Below are 20,221 nucleotides of genomic sequence, written 5' to 3' on the forward strand. Positions count from 1 at the left end.
ACCCTAAACATGATTTTTTACGAAATAAATAAATTTATTAGGAGGAATTTAGAATGAGAGAAATGGTTGGAACATGTAAGTCCTGCAATAAAGAAATCTATTGCTTAGATGGATTTTTTAACGGAATCCATACAGAGGATAAAGAGATTTATTGTTTTGACTGCTATGAATCAGAAGAAAAAAAGAAAAAGATCCGCAAGACTAGCTTTGCGAATCTTTCTCTTCCTTATTACTCTTCATCAAGTGTTAAATCTTTAATTGGAAGTTTTTCTTCTTCCTTGTGTGTAGGTTTGCGCAGATTGAATAGACACTTCACACAGAATACCATCAGAATAACCACACCGATTAAGAAGATTGTATCTGGGACAGCACGCCAGGTTAAAAGTGTTTTAACTAGTTCATCTTTTAAGAAGGAAGATGAACGGCTTGCAGCATATCCATGATAGAATGCTTTCTTGATTTGAATGAAACCTACTGGAAGTAAGGAGAAGAAGACCATTCCTGCCAATCCAATATTTAAAAGGATACAGCTGACTTTTAGCCACTTATCTTTCCATACTTCTGGTTTTACGATATTTCTTAAAGAATATAGAAGTAATGCAATTGCAAACATTCCGTAAACGCCCATCATCGAAGCATGGCCGTGGGTAGGTGTTAAGAATTGACCGTGTTCAAAATAGCTGACTGCTGGCAGGTTGATTAAGAAACCAAGAACACCTGCACCCACCAAGTTCCAAATCGCAACAGAGATTAAGAACCAGAAGGAAGATTTGTATGGGAAGTCCACACCACCGGAACGCATCATTTTATATTGTTCATATGCTTCAAGAATTAACAAGGTTAATGGAATAACTTCCAATGCTGAGAATACAGCACCAAGTGCAAGCCAAACTTCTGCCGAACCATTATAATAGTAATGGTGGCCAATTCCAATTACACCACTGCCTAGGAGTAGAATTAATTGGAAATATAGTTGTCTAACTGTTGATTTTTTCGTTACTAATCCTACTTGAACTAATAAGAAACCAATGACAACTACTGCAAATACTTCAAAAATTGCCTCAACCCATAAATGGATAATCCACCAGCGCCAGTAATCAGCAAAGGTAAAGCTTGTATCCGGATTAATAAATAGCGCAAAGATATAGAATGCTGGTACCGCAATTGCGGAGTAGAATAATAGGTGGATTAAACCGCCTTTGTCCGTTTCTTTTTTAAGACCTGCTTTAATACCTCGATAAACAATAAATAACCAAATTAACATACCGACAATGAGGATTAGCTGCCATAAACGACCTAATTCAATATACTCCCAGCCTGCATGACCTAATAAGAACCACTCATTACCTAAGTATCCGTTTGCACCGAGCCATTCTCCGACCATACTTCCGCCAACAAGAACGACCAATGCCCAGAAAAGAATGTCTACTAAAAGACCTTGTTTTTTAGGCTCGTATCCACCCACAAGCGGCGCTACGTAAATCCCCATACCTAACCATGCAGTTGCAATCCAGAAGATCGCCAATTGTAAGTGATAGCCCTTAGAAATATTAAATGGCAGGATGTCATGAATCCATTTTATACCGAAGAAACTGTCTGGCTCGATATAATAGTGAGCAAGCAATGCCCCAAACATACATTGTACAAAGAAAAGAATTGAAACAATAACAAAGTACTTTCCTGATTTTACTTGCGAGTTTGTTACCGGTATTTTTCGCAAATCAATTTTAGGGAAATTTCCCTCCTTATATGCCTCTTGCATACTAAATTGATAACGATAGAAAACAAATAGGATAATACCAACCATCAAGACAAAGATTGTTACACTTGCGCCGCTCCACCAAACAGCCGAGAAAGATAAATGGTTACCGGCATCTTCATAATATGGCCAGTTGTTTGTATAAGTAATTTTATCCCCAGGACGAACCGTACTTGAAAGCCAAGCTGTCCAGAAGAAGAAATCAGAAATCTGTTTAATTTGATCGCCTTTTGCAACATACGCACGATCATTTTTCGGCATATCACTATCTTTGATCAGATTTGCTTTTAAACCCCAGTGATCACCTTTAGTGAAAATATTCTTATAGTAAGCTCTTACTCTTTCAAGTCCAAAAGCTTGTGCATCTGTTAATTTTAATGATTCTTTACTGCTATCATAACGATTTTTACGCATTTCTTTTATTACAGCATTTTTAATCGCAGATTTCTCATCTACACTTAGACTGGAAAACATTTTACCATACTGTTCATTTGCTTTATAGTCCTGCATTCCTTCTGTATAAATCTTTAAAGATTCAGCCGTATAGTCTGGACCCATATATGATCCGTGTCCTAATACTGTACCGTAATCCATCAAACCATATTTTTGCCAAACTGCCTGACCACCCATGATTGTAGCCTTAGTAAAGAGAACATCACCCTTTTGATTGGTAACCTCCAATGGTCTTGGTGCTTGCTCTTTAAAAATCCAGTACCCACCACAAAGTAATACAGTAAAACTTACTAAAATAACTGTAATTAAAACGGATTTTAACATTCCGCTTTTATTTGTTTTTGCCTTTGTAGGCGTTCCCCGCTGTATTTCCACTTTCTCTCATCCTCTCTTGTTTCAATTACATATCGAATTGTAATAGTTATGAAAAATTCGTAGTGTGAAGGAAATCACACACATGGTGTTATTTCTCCCATTTGTGTGTTGTTTTCACAAAGTTGTCACATTGAGAATTATTTTCAATAAAATTTTACTTACCTATGATGGAGGTCACATATTTGATGTGAAACCACTGTTAAAATGGGGCTATATCGAATTACTAATACGAAGGTGATGTTAATTGAAGCAAGAAGACATTATAAAGAGACTTTCTGCTGTCCCAATTTTTAAAGAGCTGACGGCATTTGAGCTGGCACCTTTTGTTGAGATTGCCCAGACTCGTTTCTATAAGCATAAAATGTATGTATTTATGCAGGATGATTCGATGGACCGGGTTTTCTTTATCCATAGCGGTAAAGTAAAAATTTATAAATCGGATTTTTCCGGTAAGGAACAAATCGTATCTGTTCTTGAACCCGGTGAAATGTTCCCACACGCAGGCTTCTTTCGAAAGGGCACTTTCCCTGCTCATGCAGAGGTCATGGAGGATGCTAACCTAATTGTCATCCCAATTGATAAATTCGAGGAGATTTTAATTTCTTATCCTGAGCTTTGTATTAAATTATTTAAAGTTCTTGGAGAGAAAATAGTTGACCTGCAAAATCGACTGGAAGAACAAATACTTCATAATACCTATGAACAAATTGTTCTACTATTAATTAGGCTCTGTAAATCAAATGGTGAAAAAATCGATAACCAATTTAAGCTGACAACGCAATTTACCAACCGTGAGCTCGCCAATATGATTGGAACCTCCAGAGAAACCGTAAGTAGAACCATTAATCAATTAAAAAAGAAAGAATTCATTTTTCTCGATGATGACGGCTATTATTTCATTGACCGCGAATCTCTTAAACAGGAACTATTCTATTAATTGCAGGCTTTCGGAAGTTTCTACTATTTATAATGAAGAGGAGTTGTTTCGTGATGGACCAAAGAATTGTTGAACTTGATGTACGTGAAGATTTAAAAAATAAACTGGAGCCCTTTCAAAAAATTATGGGGGCGATTAAGAATTTAAAGGAAAATGATATTTTCATTCTTCATGCAACCTTTAAACCAGTCCCATTATTCGCGGTATTAAAAACAAAAGGCTTTAACCATGAGGCAGAAGAAATTGCCGAAGATCACTGGAAGGTAACATTTATAAAGAATTCAAAGTAATACGAATAAAGGGTGATAAAAAATGATTTTAGATAACCGTGGTTTAGAACCGCCACAACCAATGATGCGAACACTCGCAGCATTAGAGACACTACCTGATCATGAAGTTTTGACAATCATTAATGACCGCAGACCCATGTTTTTATATGAGCAGTTAGAGGAACTTGGATACAATCAAAGAACAGAACAACAAGACGACGGAAGTTTTAAAATTGAAATCTTCCGATAAGAAGGTGTAAATGATGCTTCCACAAAATATGGGGAGTGAGACCAATGTTAAGCTTCCCTTTTCGTTTATTTTCTTTAGTTTAATTGCCTTAGTAATATCACAAATTATCCTTTTATTTAATGGAGATTTACTTATAGGCGGCAGTTTCCGGATCCCTTCCATCTGGTCCGCAGCGCATATACTAGTTTTAGGCTGGGCATTAATGGTAGCAATGGGCGCAATGTATCAGCTTGTACCGGTTGCTTTCTTAACAAAAATCTGGAATGAAAAATTTGGATTCTTACAGTTTTTTGTTACAGCTTTTGGAATTATTGGCTTTGCCAGTTCGCTCTATGGATCACCCCAGAATGCTATTATACCTGGAGTTCTTACCCTGATTGGAATATTAATGTTTTTATTTCAAATGATGATGACTCTAAAAAAACAAACTAAGCCAAACATCTTGACGGCTTTTGTTGGCACAGCATTATTTTGTTTATTCATTACTATTTCCATGGGTATTACATTAATTTATTTCCTTAAGAGCGGCAGTGGCGCAGGAACCTATCAAGCTTTATTTAAAAGTCATTTGTTAATGGGGGTTACAGGCTGGTTTACCCTATTGATTTTTGGTTTTTCCTATAAAATGGTGCCAATGTTTTCTTTATCCCATGGCTTTCCAATGATTCAGGCTAGATATGTTTATGGATTTTACGCAGCCGGTCTCCTTGTTACATTGATCGCATTTTTGACCGGTTCAGGCCTCCTTGTAAAGCTTGGTCTGTTCTCGCTGCTGGTGGGCTTTTCCATCTTTAGCTGGCATATACGAATCATTGTCAAAAAAAGATTAAAGAAAAAATTAGATAAACCATTCTCATTTGCGTTAGCTGCAATTCTGTTCGGCAATATCATTCATTTAGCTGCATTCATTCTTGTCTGGACTCATTCCTTCAGCTCGGTTATTGGACCACTCATCTATGCTTATATCATGCTCTGGATTGTATTGAGCATTGTTGGTTATCTATTTAAGATTGTTCCATTCCTTTGGTGGACTTTTAAATATAGCAAGGAAATGGGCAAACAATCGGTTCCAACATTGAAAGAGATGATGAATGAAAAACTTGTTCAGCCTCTTTTTTCTTTATTTATTCTTGGAGTTTTGATTGTTTTTTCTGCATTAACCTTTAAAATTACGCTTCTCTTTACGATTGGTCAATTAATTTTATCCGTAGTTTTAGTTATGATTGCAATCAGTATTATTAGCGTCCTAAAAAAATAGTGAGGTGTTTATCATGAATTTAAAAGAAAAAATCCTTAACGAGTTAAAAAGTGTTTATGATCCTGAACTTAATATTAATGTTGTAGATCTTGGCTTAATCTATGATTTAGATGTTTCAGGTAAAGGGGATGTTAAAATTACCATGACCTTAACAACACCGGGATGCCCACTGCATGACAGTATTACAACGGGTGTTCGTTATTGTGTGGAAGGAATCGAGGATACAAGAAATGTTGACGTAGACCTCGTTTGGACACCAGCCTGGAGCCCGGAAAAAATGACACCGGAAGGTCTTAGACTACTAGGAAGATAATTTAAAAATGGGTCACCTCAGTTTAGCGTGACCCTTTTCGTTTATACTTCTTTTGCCTCTACAGGCAGTATCTCTTTTATTTTTTCTAAAATATTGGATCCCATATCATTTTCAAGCAAAATATGAACGGTTCCCCGGTCATTTTCACTTCGAATTAACCTTCCAATTCCCTGACGGAGCCTGAGAAGCATATAAGGTAAATCAATTTCTTCAAATGCCTTTTGAACACCATCCCGCTTCGCAATAAAGACGGGGTCATTCGGCGGAAACGGCAACGAAAAAATCATAACATTCTCTAAGGATCGTCCAGGAATATCAAGCCCTTCCCATAGATGGATGGAGCAAAGGATTGAATTTTCCTCATTTTGAAATTTCGATACAAGTGTGCTGATTTCTTCATCACCCTCGAAATATATAGGATATGGAAGAGTGTCTGCCAATTTTTCCTTAAGTAATGCCAACTCATTTTTATTATTCAAGAGAATAAGTGTACGACCCTCTGACTCAATCATTTTCTTTGTTAAGTACTCGACTTTATCTGTAATTCTTTCTTTTTCAAACCTCGAAAGATAAATCTCCATCAATTCCTCATAGTTGAAAGGAGAAGAAACAGAAAAGGATAGAAAATCATGAATCCCAAGACTATTAGCTATATAGTCAAATGATTTTTGATTGGATAAGGTTGCGGACGAAAAAACAAATGGAAGTTTTTGTGAGAATACTTCATCCCTTAATACCTCTTCCACCATTTTCGGCATAATCACAAGTGTCCGTTCACCCATATTTTCTTCAAACCATGTAATCCCGTTCATTTCCTTAAGGAAAAGTGAAAGGGAATAAGTGATTTGCTCAAGGTATTCCTCAACTATTTTTAAATCGTATTCATTAATAACAAATAATTCGCTTTCAAACACGAGTTCTTCTTCAAGCTTTTGTAAGGTATCGAGCAGCTTTCTTCCCTGTTTAATTAGGGTTGGATGCTTAGAAATGATTTGTTTTTCAGAACCTAGTGAGACTTGGGAAAACTGGGCGATTGCGTTGAAAAATACATCATTCTCGAATAAAGCCTCTTCAATCGTGTACAGTGTGTTTTCGCGAACTTCATTTTCCATCAATCTGGTCAGTAACGACTCAAGCAAAGTGTCTGTAAAGCGATAGCTAAGTGCCTTTTGCGCCGCAAATTCTAATAGGTGACCTTCATCAAATACAACGGAAGAATACTCTGGTAAAAGCGGCAGCTGCCCTTCTCTTTTCCTTGATTCTTTTGTCCATACATGTTCCATATAAAAGTCATGAGAACAAATGATAAGATCCTTTGCGTGACGGTAGTAATCTCTGTGTAATGTAAGACCGCAGCGATGACGTTTTTCGCAGGAAAAACAATCCTGAACAGGGTCCCAGCTTATCTTTTCCCAGGTTTCATCGGAAATGACCGGATAATCCTTGCGGTCACCATATCTTTCAAATGTCTGCATCGAACCCTCCGTATGAAGAAATTCAGGTAATTTTTCATAAATATCGCCTAGTTCATCGGAAAGGTCTAAATCTTTTACTTGATCCAGCTTTTTTATACATAAATATTGATCCCTCGATTTTGCAAGCCGGACATCCATATTTAACCCTAAAACGGATTCAAGTTTTGAGATATCTCCTTCTTTTTTTACTAACTGTTCAATTAACGTTTCATCTGCACAGGCGATAATAGCCGGGCGATTTGTGTAACGTGCATACATAATTGAATAAAGCAAATAAACAATTGTCTTCCCTGTTCCAACTCCTGCTTCAGCAAACATTATTTTTTTATCCTTAAAAGCCTTTTCGAGCTGAAAGGCCATATAAATTTGCTCATCTCTTAATTCGAAACCAGCGTCAGGGAGAATCTCATAAAATAAATCACCAATCCATTCGCCTAGTTTATCATAAAAAGATTCAGTTTTTGAAACAGTAAATGGAAACCCACTTTGCATAAAATCCCCCTCTATAAAATGCAGCGCTCGGAAAAGAGCGCTACACATTTTAATTGCAATATTTTGTTTACAATTCTTGCTGCCTTGGCGGCCGCTTTCCCCAATATTGATATAGGTCTGTACGAATAAACCCATTAAAAAGCTTTCTTTTTTTCGTTGCAGGCTTTCCATACAATTGTTCAAAGTTCTCATTTGAAGTCATTATATAAATGGACCAAGTATCGAGCTTGCTAAAAGCTAGGCCCATTTCTTTGTACATTTGCTCTACTGCATTTTTTTCCCCAAGTCGTTCACCGTAGGGTGGATTCCCAACAATAACACCATATTCCTTTTTAGTCGAAATATCTTTTACCTGCATTTGTTTGAAATTAATTAATTCACCAAACCCTGCTTCAAAAGCATTCTCCTGAGCAATTTTCACCATACGGTGGTCAATATCTGAACCTGTAATATCAAGGGGCTGATCGTAATTTGCCAAATCCTCCGCCTCTGTTCGAACATCATCCCAAACCTTTGAAGGAATCCAATTCCAACCTTCTGACACAAACTCTCGATTAAATCCAGGAGCAATATTTTGCCCAATTAAAGCAGCTTCAATTGGAATCGTTCCAGAACCACAAAAGGGGTCAATAAACGGGCGGTCAGGCTTCCAATTCGTAAGCATGATCAGAGCAGCTGCAGTAGTTTCCTTTAACGGAGCCAATCCTTGATCAGCACGATAGCCGCGTTTATGAAGTCCTTCACCGCTGGTATCAATCGTAATCGTAGCAATATCCTTTAACATAGCCACTTCAATACGGTATAATCCACCTGTTTCCTCGAACCAGGAATTCCTTTTATAATGAGTTTTCATTCTTTCAACAACGGCCTTTTTTACAATCGATTGGCAATCTGAAATACTAAAAAGCTTGGATTTTACTGACTTTCCGATTACAGGAAACTCTGCATCTTCCGGCAAATATTTTTCCCAAGGCAATGCCTTTGTTTTTTCAAATAATTCATCAAAAGTATAAGCTTTAAATTCTCCAACCTTTATCTTTACCCTTGCAGCCGTCCGCAGCCATAAATTAGTACGGGCGATTGCATACTCGTCTCCAGTAAATGTTACTTTCCCATTATCCACTTCGCATTCATAACCAAGTGAACGGACTTCTTTCGCAACAAGAGCTTCTAGACCCATCGCTGCCGTTGCAATTAATTGATATTTTCCCATTATTTCACCCTTAACAAAATATGTATGTTCTCATTATAGACCAAACGCAAAGCTTGAATGCACTCGACAATTGAAAATAAAAAAGCCCTCCCGATTAGGAGAGCCGTTCAATTCTTCATACTTTCCCATTAAAAACGTTCTGTAAGCCATGTTCTGTACCATTGTACTTCAAACGACTTTAGAGTCTCGTACTTAGGTGGTAATCATCTATCTACAGAATCTTAATGACTCTGTCCTTCTCCTTGTTCAATTCCTCAGAGAAAGTGCCCCTACCATAATTTGGGTTTCTCGCTCGTGGGGTTTACCGCGTTCCACCCTTTCCATTTCTAGAAAGGCTCCGTCACTGTGGCACTTTTATAGGTATTCATACCATATCCATAAGGACTTAGGTATTTTCCCGGCCGTCAACTGGATAACCCAGCTGCCCTAGCTTATGAATTCGCTAGGCACGAACACTACGAGCATCGCAGCTCGTGCGAGCATGGACTTTCCTCTACAATTCGCCAATGCGATTGTAGCGATTACCCGAACGTAATTAATGAAGACAATTTTTATTATATGTATTTCATGGTGTTAATTCAATGGTTTTTATTAGGAAATCCAGGTATTTTCTGTTAGTCGTATAATTTGCTGCCAAATACATGCTTTTCAAGATTGGATAATCGTTTTAAAATATCAAAATTCGTTGTACCGGCTGGCTGGGAAATCGGCTGCCTTCTTGATGTTTCTTCAAGCTGCTTACGTAAGCGAAGATTTTCCTGTTGCAGATCATCTATTTCTTGATGAAAGACTTCGTAATCCTTAATAATTAAATCCAAAAATTTATCCACATCTTCTTGTTTATACCCTCTAACTGCGGTTTTAAACTCTTTTTCCAATATATCCTTTGCCGTTAATTTCACTTTATCAGACAGCATTCAAATCACCTCAAAATTCGCCAATCATTACCTATTATTTTTTCAAAAATATGCGCTTTTGTCAATTTATCTTTCCTAAATGATTAAAAATCAGATCTTTTTAATTGTTCCTCTTCAACAATCAACTGTAAATCATAAAAGGTAATCAGTTGGATGGGATAGGACCTCAGGCTTTGGTATTGAAGGGCTAGTTCATATAGGTATTTGGGACTTCCCTCTTTGTCCTGATCATAAAGAAGTAGTAGGACATCACTTTTCTCAAGAAAAAATTGATTTTTAAGCCGGAACTGCCATGGCTTTTCATAAGCTTTTTTTGTAACGGAATCTACAAAATCTGCCTGCATCAGAACAGATTCATACCACTCTTTATTTTTTTCACTCCAGTTTGCCTCTTGTTCCAAAAATGGTGTAATGACAGCTAGTCTTAATTCAGGAAATTCTTCTTGCAGTTCAAAGACGGTCTCCCCTGCCCAAAGTTCAACTCCTAATTGGCCGCTGATTAATACCCATTCGAGTCCTTCCTCGAGCATACGAAGCAATTCTTTTTTGATGGCAGCCTTTATGAATAAGACAGAAGGGTGATCATTTTGAAAAATCCCTAATTCAAAGGGCTTATAACCAGAAATCGCGAGTACCTTCGGCATGACTGCCTCCACTTTAAAAAATTTTTATAAAAGGACAAACACATTTTAAATAAGAACATATTATATAGTAAACCAAAAAGAAAACAAGGGCTAAAAAGCCCTTGCAAATATTTGAATCATTTTAAGGTCTTGGACCCATAAACGGTCCTGGTGCAACTCCTGGGCCAGGCATTCCAAACCCTGGGCCTGCTGCTCCAAATCCTGGGCCAGGTGCTCCAAACCCTGGACCTACTGCTCCAAACCCTGGACCTACTGCTCCAAACCCTGGACCAGGTGCTCCGAACCCTGGGCCAACCGGTCCTCCAAACCCTGGTCCCATTGGGGCAGCACAAGGTGAACAACAGTTAATGTGTTGATTGCAAACATCTTCACAGCAAGAAGCAGACTGCGGACAATAGTGTTTATGTTGAAACATATGGTGATTCACAGTTGTAGTGTGAACAGGATGAATGTGTGGCACCACCGTTGATGAAAACGTATGGTTCACAATGTTTGTTGTCGGATGAATGACTGGCGGCGTAACATTAGTACCTAAAAACATAATGATATCTCCTTTCAAATAGTTATTCTATTTACACTAATAGGCTATGTTGAAAGAAGGATTCTTGTACTAAGGAAAATACCTAATTTTAAGCCGGACGGATTTTATTTTTGAAAAACCTAAAAGATTGAATAAAAGCTATCTTTTAAGCTTGTAAAAAGGACAGCAGTCAAACAAACGACAGCAAAAAATAAAAACAAAATTGCCTTATACATATTACCAGCTCCATATTTATTTTTGAGTCGTTTTTACTCACACAGTTTTACATTTTACCGTGTTTAACAAGGATAAACAATATAGAATTGCTGGTTTTTGAGTGAAAAAAATATGAAATTTTTGTTACAAAAAATCGAAATACGGCGAAATAGCGCTTAAGAAGAAGTTTTATAGCGAATTTTGCGCTTACCCAGGAAATTTACCGAGTTTTTTCTCCAATCGTTTTAGTCTTAACTCAAGTTGATAAAGAGAAAGCGGATGGGTATCCTTTTTTTTCTTTGCAATTGACTGACAGAGTCCATCGCTTTTATACAGTATTTTCTTGCAATCTCCACATCTTTTATTCTATGTTCATATATCTTTGTCAATTCAAGGCAAGATTCTTGAACAATCCCTAGGTCTTCTGAATTAACTGTCTCACTTAAAAGGTTCACAACCTTTTCCCATTCCCGTTCCTTCTTTAATTGAAAGGCAAGAGCTAGTTTTGCGTGATCTGAAGGAAGATCATTCCCGTTTGTTAGCCTCGTTAACACCTTTTTTGCTTCGTTTTCTTCACCTAGTGCAGCAAACCATCTTCCAACCTCAAAGGTTTCCATCCTGGACCGATTCGGATCAATACCGCAAATTTGAAAGGTCAAATGAGTATACAAGGTGACAAGGGATAAGATATCGACTTCATTGTGTTTTAAGATGCCAATCATTCCGTCAGGCTGTTTACTCTCGATAAAATCAAAATAAATCATCGGAGCCAAAAAACCCGGAATATCATCAATCCTTTCAACACCTAATACCTCTTTTTCAACAACAGCCAATTTTAAACGGTCTAACCTATGTTTCCAGAGTCTTCTTGCAGAATGGAACAAATCAAAATGTCCAAAGGACGGCAGTTTTGGAACATGGTCCCTGACAAGAGTATGCCTCGTTTTTACCTGCGGCCAGTCAAACGATTTTCCATTATAGGTTACAAGCGTCTTGTAGTTTACTTTTTCCAAAAAACTATGATATAAAGGGACCTCCGCACCTGGATTAGGCAAAATATGCTGTCGTAAAACTAATTCATTTCCTGAAACACTAGCATAACCAAGTAAAAAAATAGTATTGCCGACTCCACCGCCAAGACCTGTTGTTTCTGTGTCAAAAAAGAATAATTCATCGGCACGATGTCCTGCGGCAGATAATGGATGGCTAATAGATTGTTTGTTCCATATTTCAACGGCTGTAAGAAAATCTTGAAAATGATAATGCCCATGCAACTGCGATAATGGATATTTCACCTCGCGGATGAGACAGTAGTTTTGATCAAGCACATATGGAAAAACATTTTCACTTTCCCATTGCTCCCGAAATGGAATCTCCAACACGGAAGACTCAGGAACATTTAAGTCTTTTTCTATTTGAACTCCTGTTGAAATATGTGGTTTTAACCGATTTAGTTTATTTTTCAAGGACACTTTTTACACTTCCCTTATCGACCGACCCGGAAAACTTTACAAATACATTTATAATTTTAATTGCATCTTTTTTGGACTGCTCATTAATCGTTTCAGCGCCAATACAGGATGGACAACCGGATTCACATTGGCAATGCTCAATCATTTTTTTAGTTTCTTCAAAGACCTCTGGCATCCCCTGATAGATTTTTTCACTTAGGCCAATCCCACCAGGATAGCGGTCATAGAAGAATATCGTTGGTTTTTCGTTATGATCTGCTTTAACCTGCGGGACGACATGGATATCTTGTGGGTCTGCCATCACAAACAATGGGGCTATATGGTTTAGAGCATGGGCGGCTCCAGTCAATCCCTGTTCTAACCTATCCTGACCCATTTCAGCAAATGACTGATCTAATGAAATCCACGCTGCATTTGTATGCAGTTCTTCTTCGGGCAGATGGATTGGACCGGAACCGATATTTTCATGAGTTTCAAATTTGATTTTTTTAAAAATCGTTGCCATAGCGCGGACACTTACATCGCCAAAACCGATTTCGGCTTGAGTTTGCGAAGTAAGCTGATCAACCTCAAGGACCTTTAATTGGACAGCTAGATTTGCATCAGTAAAATAGTCAACGTCTACTTCTCGAACAAATGCCTTTTTTTCATCCCAATCCAGCTTTTCAACTTGGTATTGACGGCCTTGATGTAAATAAATGGCTTCATCATGAAGTAATGTCATGGCGGAAAAACGATCCATTTCGCCTATCACCTTTACATTCGCAATATCTGATTGATCTACAATTACAATATTTTCCTGAGAAGCCGACCGAAGACTAATATTGTGGGCAGGAAAGGAATCATTCATCCAATACCATTTATCACCATTTCGATAGAGAATGCGCTCCTCTGTTAAATATTCTAACAGCTCCTCTGTATCGACAGACCCGAATTTCTCCTCCTTCTTAAAAGGAAGCTCATATGCAGCACATTTCATGTGATCAATTAAAATGATCAGATTATCGGGATTGATTCTCGCAGTTTCCGGACTTTTACTGAAAAAGTACCCCGGATTCTGGATAATATATTGGTCTAGAGGGCTTGAACTGGCAACCATAATAACCAGGGCCTCTCCGTGCCTTCTTCCGGCTCTTCCTGCCTGCTGCCATGCACTCGAAATGGTCCCCGGATAACCGGTCATAATACAAACCTGAAGCTGGCCAATATCCACTCCAAGTTCCAGAGCATTGGTGCTTACAACCCCATAAATGTCTCCTGAACGCAGACCCCTCTCAATTTTTCTTCTTTCAGTCGGAAGATATCCGCCTCGATATCCCATAATTGACTTTGCACCTAATTGATTTTTCACCAATTCCTGAAGATAGGTTAAAATGATTTCAACCCTTACCCTGCTTCTCGCAAATACAATCGTTTGAATTTTATTTTTTAATAATTCTCCGGCAATTTTCCTTACCTCAAGTGTGGCACTTCGCCGAATATTTAGCGGTTTGTTCACAATTGGCGGATTATAGAATAAAAAGTGTTTCTTGCCGCTTGGGGCACCATTATTATCAATTAAACACATCTTTTCTTCCGTTAACGTTTCTGCTAGCTCAAGAGGATTTGCAATCGTTGCGGATGTACAAATAAAAACGGGATTGCTACCGTAATACCGGCAAATCCTTTTTAACCTTCGAATCACATTGGCAACATGACTGCCAAACACCCCCCGATACGTATGGAGTTCATCAATCACAACAAATTTAAGATTTTCAAAAAGGGATACCCATTTTGTATGATGCGGCAATATTGCAGAATGGAGCATATCCGGATTGGTAATGACGACATGTCCCGCCTTCCTCACTCTTTGCCGAATAGCCGCTGGTGTATCTCCGTCATATGTATAGCTATTTATATCCACACCCGATGCCTGAATGATTTCGTTTATTTCACTTTTTTGATCCTGTGCCAGTGCTTTAGTAGGAAACATATATAATGCCCGCGCATTTGGATTCTGGAGAATCGTCTGCAAAACGGGCAGGTTATAACAAAGGGTCTTACCTGAAGCAGTTGGTGTTACTGCTACAATGCTCCTACCAGTCATAACGGTTTTATAGGCAGTGCTCTGATGTGTATAAAGTTCTTTTATTCCCTTACTATTCAATGCCTGACTTAAAATAGGATGTAAGGATTCAGGCATTGAAACGGTTTGGGCCGGTTTTTCTTCAATTGTCTCCCAAGTCACGATATTTTCTTTAAATTGCTCATTTGTCTTTAACTCGGATATAATTTCCTGCAGGTTTTTTTTCAACTTCATAAACCTCACCTCAATACTTCTATTTTATCGAATGAACGTTCGTAATTAAAGAGTTAAACGGATATTTTTCCTTATTTATATCTGGATGATTATTCCAACCGGCCTTTTTTTAGCCACAATTTTGTAACATTTAAAACACCTTTTTAGGATAATACAGGTAATGATTAAAAAAAGGCTTGTTTTTTTGATACAATAAATTAAAAATAATTTAATGTGGTGAAAGAATGAAAATAGAAGAAATTAAAAAGATACTTTCAGAATTCACTCTTTTTCGAGACTTGAATGACTATGAATTAACAAAAGTAACCGATATCGCGATTGTGAGGGAATGGAAAAAACATAGCCATGTTTTTTTACAGGGAGACCCCCTTGAAAATGTCTACTTTATTAAAAGCGGGAAAGTAAAAATCTATAAAAGCGATATTAGCGGGAAAGAGCAACTTGTTAACATTATGAAAAAGGGTGAAATGTTTCCGCATGTCGGTTTTTTTAGAAAAGGAGACTACCCTGCCTATGCTGAAATCCTCGAGCCATCAACCTTAATTGCAATCCCCATACTAAAGTTTGAATCTGTGCTAATTGAAAACCCTGAGTTATGTATAAAAGTATTTCGTGTCCTTGGGGAAAAAATTGTTGATCTGCAAAACCGGTTGGAGGAACAAATTCTTAATAATACCTATGAACAAATTATAAAATTACTCATCCGCCTTGCACAAAAGTATGGCAAGAAGCTTGAAGATAGCTCCATCCTCTTAAAAGCGGAATTTACCAATAAGGACCTTGCCAACATGATCGGAACAACCCGTGAAACGATTAGCCGGACACTGACAAAAATGAAAAAAGAGGAATTAATTGAAGTTGACGATGAAGGCAATATGTTGCTTGATATCGATATTCTGATGGAAGAGATTCATTTGATCTAAAAAAAGCTTAACCGCTGCCTTGGCAGCGGTTTTTCATTTATTCTGTTCTTATCCAAGCCCAGGCCTCCTCTGTTATTCAGGCACATACCTAGTACCGTTAGCATATGATGTTGTGTGAAATTCTTGAAAGTGAGGGAATTGCAATGTCAGCCATGCTTCCGGGCGATCCAAATAACAAAAAAAAATCAAAAACCGAGCCGTTCAGCGATTTATTCAAATCCATGAATGACTTGTTTCATGAACAGCCGATCAGAGGTTTTTTACAATCGATTGATGAACTTTTTAAAACTCCCTTTCCACTCAGTGCGGCTTTTCCCGTTGAAACGGTTGAAACCAAGGAGGAATATATTATTACGGCAGAACTTCCGGGAATTAAAAGAGAGCAGATTCATTTAAATATTTCCGGCCATTATGTAACGATTTCCATTGATAATAATGAAATGATAACCGAGGAAGATGAAAAAAATCAGCTTTATCATAAAAGGCAATTGCGCCAGCACTCCTCTAGAACCATTTCACTTCCCTACCAAATCAATGAAAAAAAAGTAAAAGCCTCCTACCGTGATGGCTTACTTCAAATCCGAATTCCTCAGGAAAAAGGAAAAGTCATCAGAATTGAAGAATAACATACATGAAACAAAAAAAGGCGGCTTAGCGAAGCCGTCTTTTTTATGGTTTGAACATACCGCCAAGCCCCTTTACCAGTGTAGATACTTGATTTACTGCATTCATCATTGTACCAGCAGTATTCATCATTTTATTAAGATCTACTGTCCCGTCCTGGGACTTAAACGAATTCATAATCGATTTCATTCCCCCAGGTTGTTTGGGGATCATGTTTTGTTTTGGATAGGGATTCATCATTGGGTACCCGTTCATGGGCATATACTGGTTAGGAACCTTTTTCTCTTGTGGCTGAAGCGGGTTTTGGAAAAGAAATTGCGAATCCTTCTGTGAAAACTGCTGATTTGGATAGGGCATTGGCTGTTGAAACATCCCTTGTTGATAGGTTTGGCCAACCATTTTCGGTAAGTATGGGTTTTGCTGCTGGTACTGGTTCCAATCGTAATTTTGTGTTTGGGACGGATACGGAAAGGGCTGATTTAAAACAAACCCTTGATGATTTCTTTCATAATCAACTGGCCACCCTTGCTTCCTTTGCCCTGGTAATCCATGATTAAAGAAGGGAATTGGCCTATAGTTACCATACATGGGCAAACATCTCCTCCACTCTTTCATTACTTCACTTTATGATAAAAACCCAGGAAAGGTGATTATTTTTAAAAGCACAGCGATTTGTCAAAACGAAACGAATTTTGTCTGAAGTTTAAATATTTCAAAAACAAAAAATCCTTTTTTTTCGTGATACGATAGATAAAAGGTGAAGGAGGAGAAATCTATGGATATTCATGAATTAAAAAGCAAATTTATTCAAAGTCGAGATTACAGCACAAATGATGTTAATACACTAATGGATTTTGCCAAGAAAGCCTATATTCACAATGAAATTAGCATTAAAGAATATCGCCTTCTTGTCCGTGAACTTGAATCTCAAGGCGCGGTTATTCCTGAAAATTATACGGAAAACTCCCTCATCGAAAATTCTAACTAAATCACTTTAAAGAGATGCCATTTGGCATCTTTTTTCTATTTTTTTAACTCCATTAATAGACTTGTTAAAAAATATTCTACCGTTCGATTTGTATTCGTGAACCTTGTTCGGCTTGTTTCTGGGAAAAAGGCTTGGATGGATAAATCAGAAATATGTTCAGCGATAAGATCAATTTGCTTTTCATAAATATGCTTACGAGAGTTTTCTCTTAACCATTTTTTCATTAACTCCTTCCATTCATCCGTTTCCATCTTTACTTCATCGACAAAAGGTTTTATCACCTGATGAAAATCCTGTTTTATCCCGGTTTCACGTACTTCTTGATAATATTTCAAGAACAATTGATTGTTTTGAAGTAATTTTTGCGTTAGTTCTTTATGTCGCTCTTCCATATGCTACCTTCCCTTTTTGCAAAATAAAAAGTAGCTGTGAATGACAAAGCTACCTTAAAAAGATATTCTCTATTTTACTGTTTATTAAAAGCCAAGTTCAAGCTTTAGCCTTCCAGAGACATGATTTTGCTTCAGATCTGTATGATTGCAAGTATCAGGGAAGAGATGCCCCATTTCCTCATCTATTGCTGATAATCTTTGTTTAGGCACTGTCAATTTATTGTGTTCATCTTCCACTAAACTGTTTCGAAGGTCTGAGAATGATGCCTCTAGAACCGACTCTAATTCTTCCAACTGATCGTATATATCTGTCAGCATCGTAAGCAGCATTTCTTTTTCAGACATTGGCTTATTCATTATTAACAGCCTCCTCAAGTTTTCTCTAAGATAGTAATTCTCCCTCTTTTTCCTGCTTCCTTCTACCCTGACAAAACTAGAAGTTATTCGTCAAACAAAGTGTAATTTTGGCATTATAAGCTTACGTTTTCGACAAAACGGATTCCGAATGAAATTAGTAAAAACGTACAAGCTAGAAATGGAGGTGTTTTTCGATGACAAATAAAAAACAGCAAAATAAAAATCCTAGGCAATCAGAGACTGAAAAAAGAGCTGGCTATGGTGATAAAAAACTAGAAGGTCCAAATCGGCCAGCAGAATAACGAAAAAAAGCAAGGAACTCTTGCTCAGGCTATTGAAAATCTTTCGATAGCCTTTATTTTATTTGCTCTCTTAAATGATTCACAGGTTATTTTACTATAAATCTTAAGAGTTTTGTCATTACAATAAGTCTGTTGATTTCCGCTCTAGGCACAAGCGGTTCGCGAGCGTGCCGGGGAGCCTCCTCAGCGATTGGGCGCTTCCGGGGTCTCCCCTGCCCCGTACTCCCGCAGGAGTCTCCGTGCCTTCCACTCCAACCAACAGGCCCTTACAACAATGTCCTGCACCATTATTGTGAGGCTTATAAAGAATACAAGACTGATTCAAAGAAGAGTGGGAACTGCCTATACTACCCCGATATACGCTCAAAAAATAAAGTAAAAGTCGTGACACGACAAACAATTTTTCTATTCCATTTTGACAGTAATACCAGCTTGATTGGACAATGAAACCACTTTTCTTTTCCCTTATAACAATAATTTCACTTTGTGAGGTTTGAATAAGTGTATGCAATACTTTAGGTTGATTTGCCCCTGTAGATTGGAGCGGAGGGCACTCGACTCCTGCGGGATAGAGAGGTCACTGGAGACCCCACAGGCGCAAGCGCCGAGGAGGCTCCAGGACCTCCCCGCGGAAAGCGAGTGACCGGAGCGGAAATCTACAGGCCATTTTGCAGGGACTATCTGAGCAAGAATCTTCATGGATCTTTTTCGATTATAAAAAGGAATTTTTTAGAGCAAGCAAGAGTTCTAGTTGAGTCAATTTTTTGAAATACCAATCTGTTAGGTGAATTGAATGTTTATGACTGACTGGTCCATGGAGCCATATTGGGGATACACGTTGATGTTTATTCCAATCCTCATAGGTATGTTGATGATGTTTAATCACAGGAAAAGCTGCTCTTAGTATAGGTGTTTTTCTTACAATCTTCGTTTTAAAGTACTGTTCATAGTCATACCTTGAACCCGTATGAGGTGTACGATTGGCAAATTCAAAAAAATAAGGAAATAAACGTGGATGAAAAAGAATGTTTGCAAGTCGTTTCCCCAAATGAATTCTTTTTGAAACCGATCGGAATCCACTCACACAGGACCCATACACTTCTCCCCCACAGGTCGGAAACAATACACAGCTGAAATGAAGCCAATCCTGAAAAGTGAAAATCATCGAACGAAATACTTTCTTCTTATAAATTGGATGCTCAATAATTGGTTGTTGAATGACATTTTGTTCATTAATAATTAAAGCCGTCATCATTCTGAACTTATCTTTTTCATTCCAATAGTGAACCCATTCCTTTTGAATAAATGAAGAAACATTGAAATATGGAAGTAAATGAAACATCGGACGGTCTAATCTCGTCGAATATTGATAGAGCAACAGCTGGGGAAAACATCGTGGAAAATTAACCAATTAGCCCGCTCATAGGTTAGGAAAAGCTGCTTTCTTATTTTCGACTCCAATAAATGCGGGAATATAGACCCTTCAAGGTCACACATATTCCATCCCCCATTCCTTGAAACCATATGGGCAAGAAAGGACCAAATAATATCAGGATTTTTCTTAAAATACCGAAAATAGGCATTTGTTCTTGAAATATTATCGAGATTTTTCTTTTCCGTTTCAGTTATTATTTGACGGATAATCTCCTGTTCCTGTATTGTAAAATGATTCATTATTCTCTTCCCTTGTTAAAATAAAAGTTGTAATGATTAGAATACGGAACTTGCAAATTTTTATGCACCCAACTCGGCTTTGATTTGTTATGATAAATA

General features: G+C 37.7%; 19 protein-coding genes, 1 other RNA gene and 1 pseudogene. 8 read left to right on the forward strand and 13 right to left on the reverse strand.

The window, feature by feature from the left end:
• Positions 1-229: 229 nt before the first annotated feature.
• Positions 230-2,587, reverse strand: coding sequence for a nitric-oxide reductase large subunit (locus RCG21_RS24235; protein WP_372512724.1), 2,358 nt, complete (start codon positions 2,585-2,587; stop codon positions 230-232).
• Positions 2,588-2,831: 244 nt separating this feature from the next.
• On the opposite strand from RCG21_RS24235, the gene RCG21_RS24240 reads away from it, so the two are divergent.
• From RCG21_RS24240 to RCG21_RS24260, 5 genes are read left to right on the forward strand one after another with little or no spacing between them, the layout of a single operon-like run.
• Positions 2,832-3,524 carry a Crp/Fnr family transcriptional regulator gene (locus RCG21_RS24240; RefSeq protein ID WP_133335991.1) on the forward strand — a complete coding sequence of 231 codons (693 nt, stop codon included), beginning with the start codon at positions 2,832-2,834 and terminating at the stop codon, positions 3,522-3,524.
• A 53-nt stretch (positions 3,525-3,577) separates the two neighbouring features.
• Entirely contained in the window at positions 3,578-3,814 is a 237-nt protein-coding gene (locus tag RCG21_RS24245) for a DUF2249 domain-containing protein (protein WP_133335989.1), read from the forward strand.
• A 22-nt stretch (positions 3,815-3,836) separates the two neighbouring features.
• Complete coding sequence (locus RCG21_RS24250) at positions 3,837-4,043, forward strand: DUF2249 domain-containing protein (protein ID WP_133335987.1); 207 nt, start codon at positions 3,837-3,839, stop codon at positions 4,041-4,043.
• 13 nt (positions 4,044-4,056) lie between these two features.
• The gene (locus tag RCG21_RS24255) at positions 4,057-5,301 is read left to right on the forward strand and encodes a hypothetical protein (protein ID WP_133336205.1); all 1,245 of its coding nucleotides are present in this window, start codon (positions 4,057-4,059) and stop codon (positions 5,299-5,301) included.
• A 13-nt stretch (positions 5,302-5,314) separates the two neighbouring features.
• Positions 5,315-5,614, forward strand: a complete 300-nt coding sequence (locus RCG21_RS24260; RefSeq protein WP_133335985.1) for a metal-sulfur cluster assembly factor — start codon at positions 5,315-5,317, stop codon at positions 5,612-5,614.
• A 41-nt stretch (positions 5,615-5,655) separates the two neighbouring features.
• On the opposite strand, the gene RCG21_RS24265 is transcribed toward RCG21_RS24260, so the two are convergent.
• The 8 genes from RCG21_RS24265 to RCG21_RS24300 form a co-directional block, all read right to left on the reverse strand.
• Positions 5,656-7,581 (reverse strand): ATP-dependent DNA helicase, encoded by a 1,926-nt coding sequence (locus RCG21_RS24265; RefSeq protein WP_133335983.1) that lies wholly within the window; start codon positions 7,579-7,581, stop codon positions 5,656-5,658.
• Between the two features lie 67 nt (positions 7,582-7,648).
• On the reverse strand, positions 7,649-8,794 hold the full coding sequence (locus RCG21_RS24270; RefSeq protein WP_133335981.1) for a THUMP domain-containing class I SAM-dependent RNA methyltransferase: 1,146 nt from the start codon (positions 8,792-8,794) through the stop codon (positions 7,649-7,651).
• Between the two features lie 137 nt (positions 8,795-8,931).
• Positions 8,932-9,327, reverse strand: an RNA gene (gene rnpB, locus RCG21_RS24275) — RNase P RNA component class B.
• A gap of 81 nt (positions 9,328-9,408) precedes the next feature.
• Positions 9,409-9,711: a cell division regulator GpsB gene (gene gpsB / locus RCG21_RS24280; RefSeq protein WP_026573231.1), complete on the reverse strand. Its 303-nt coding sequence runs from the start codon at positions 9,709-9,711 to the stop codon at positions 9,409-9,411.
• 83 nt (positions 9,712-9,794) lie between these two features.
• Positions 9,795-10,355 (reverse strand): SLOG family protein, encoded by a 561-nt coding sequence (locus tag RCG21_RS24285; protein WP_133335979.1) that lies wholly within the window; start codon positions 10,353-10,355, stop codon positions 9,795-9,797.
• A gap of 121 nt (positions 10,356-10,476) precedes the next feature.
• On the reverse strand, positions 10,477-10,896 hold the full coding sequence (locus RCG21_RS24290) for a CotD family spore coat protein (RefSeq protein ID WP_133335977.1): 420 nt from the start codon (positions 10,894-10,896) through the stop codon (positions 10,477-10,479).
• Positions 10,897-11,342: 446 nt separating this feature from the next.
• On the reverse strand, positions 11,343-12,563 hold the full coding sequence (locus tag RCG21_RS24295) for a ribonuclease H-like domain-containing protein (RefSeq protein WP_308913868.1): 1,221 nt from the start codon (positions 12,561-12,563) through the stop codon (positions 11,343-11,345).
• Positions 12,547-14,862 (reverse strand): DEAD/DEAH box helicase, encoded by a 2,316-nt coding sequence (locus RCG21_RS24300; protein WP_308913869.1) that lies wholly within the window; start codon positions 14,860-14,862, stop codon positions 12,547-12,549. Before RCG21_RS24300 ends, RCG21_RS24295 begins: the two co-directional genes overlap by 17 nt.
• Before the next feature lie 224 nt (positions 14,863-15,086).
• Between RCG21_RS24300 and RCG21_RS24305 the strand changes: the two genes are divergently transcribed.
• Together RCG21_RS24305 and RCG21_RS24310 are read left to right on the forward strand one after the other, a co-directional pair.
• Complete coding sequence (locus RCG21_RS24305; protein WP_133335971.1) at positions 15,087-15,785, forward strand: Crp/Fnr family transcriptional regulator; 699 nt, start codon at positions 15,087-15,089, stop codon at positions 15,783-15,785.
• A 143-nt stretch (positions 15,786-15,928) separates the two neighbouring features.
• Positions 15,929-16,411 (forward strand): Hsp20/alpha crystallin family protein, encoded by a 483-nt coding sequence (locus tag RCG21_RS24310; RefSeq protein WP_133335969.1) that lies wholly within the window; start codon positions 15,929-15,931, stop codon positions 16,409-16,411.
• Positions 16,412-16,454: 43 nt separating this feature from the next.
• Here the strand turns inward: RCG21_RS24310 and RCG21_RS24315 are convergent, their stop codons facing one another.
• Entirely contained in the window at positions 16,455-16,997 is a 543-nt protein-coding gene (locus tag RCG21_RS24315) for a YppG family protein (protein WP_235824833.1), read from the reverse strand.
• 187 nt (positions 16,998-17,184) lie between these two features.
• Here RCG21_RS24315 and RCG21_RS24320 point away from each other — a divergent pair, with 187 nt between their 5' ends.
• Complete coding sequence (locus tag RCG21_RS24320; protein ID WP_026573237.1) at positions 17,185-17,397, forward strand: YppF family protein; 213 nt, start codon at positions 17,185-17,187, stop codon at positions 17,395-17,397.
• A 35-nt stretch (positions 17,398-17,432) separates the two neighbouring features.
• Here the strand turns inward: RCG21_RS24320 and RCG21_RS24325 are convergent, their stop codons facing one another.
• The 3 genes and pseudogenes from RCG21_RS24325 to RCG21_RS24335 all read right to left on the reverse strand — a co-directional run bounded on the left by RCG21_RS24325 (position 17,433) and on the right by RCG21_RS24335 (position 20,122).
• Positions 17,433-17,789, reverse strand: a complete 357-nt coding sequence (locus RCG21_RS24325) for a DUF1798 family protein (RefSeq protein WP_133335965.1) — start codon at positions 17,787-17,789, stop codon at positions 17,433-17,435.
• A gap of 84 nt (positions 17,790-17,873) precedes the next feature.
• On the reverse strand, positions 17,874-18,146 hold the full coding sequence (locus RCG21_RS24330; protein WP_133335963.1) for a hypothetical protein: 273 nt from the start codon (positions 18,144-18,146) through the stop codon (positions 17,874-17,876).
• A gap of 1,014 nt (positions 18,147-19,160) precedes the next feature.
• Positions 19,161-20,122, reverse strand: a pseudogene (locus RCG21_RS24335) (DUF2515 family protein).
• Positions 20,123-20,221: the final 99 nt, after the last annotated feature.

It is taken from the genome of Bacillus salipaludis (genome assembly GCF_030938565.1).
In the GTDB taxonomy this organism is placed as follows: Bacteria; Bacillota; Bacilli; order Bacillales; family Cytobacillaceae; genus Neobacillus; species Neobacillus salipaludis_A.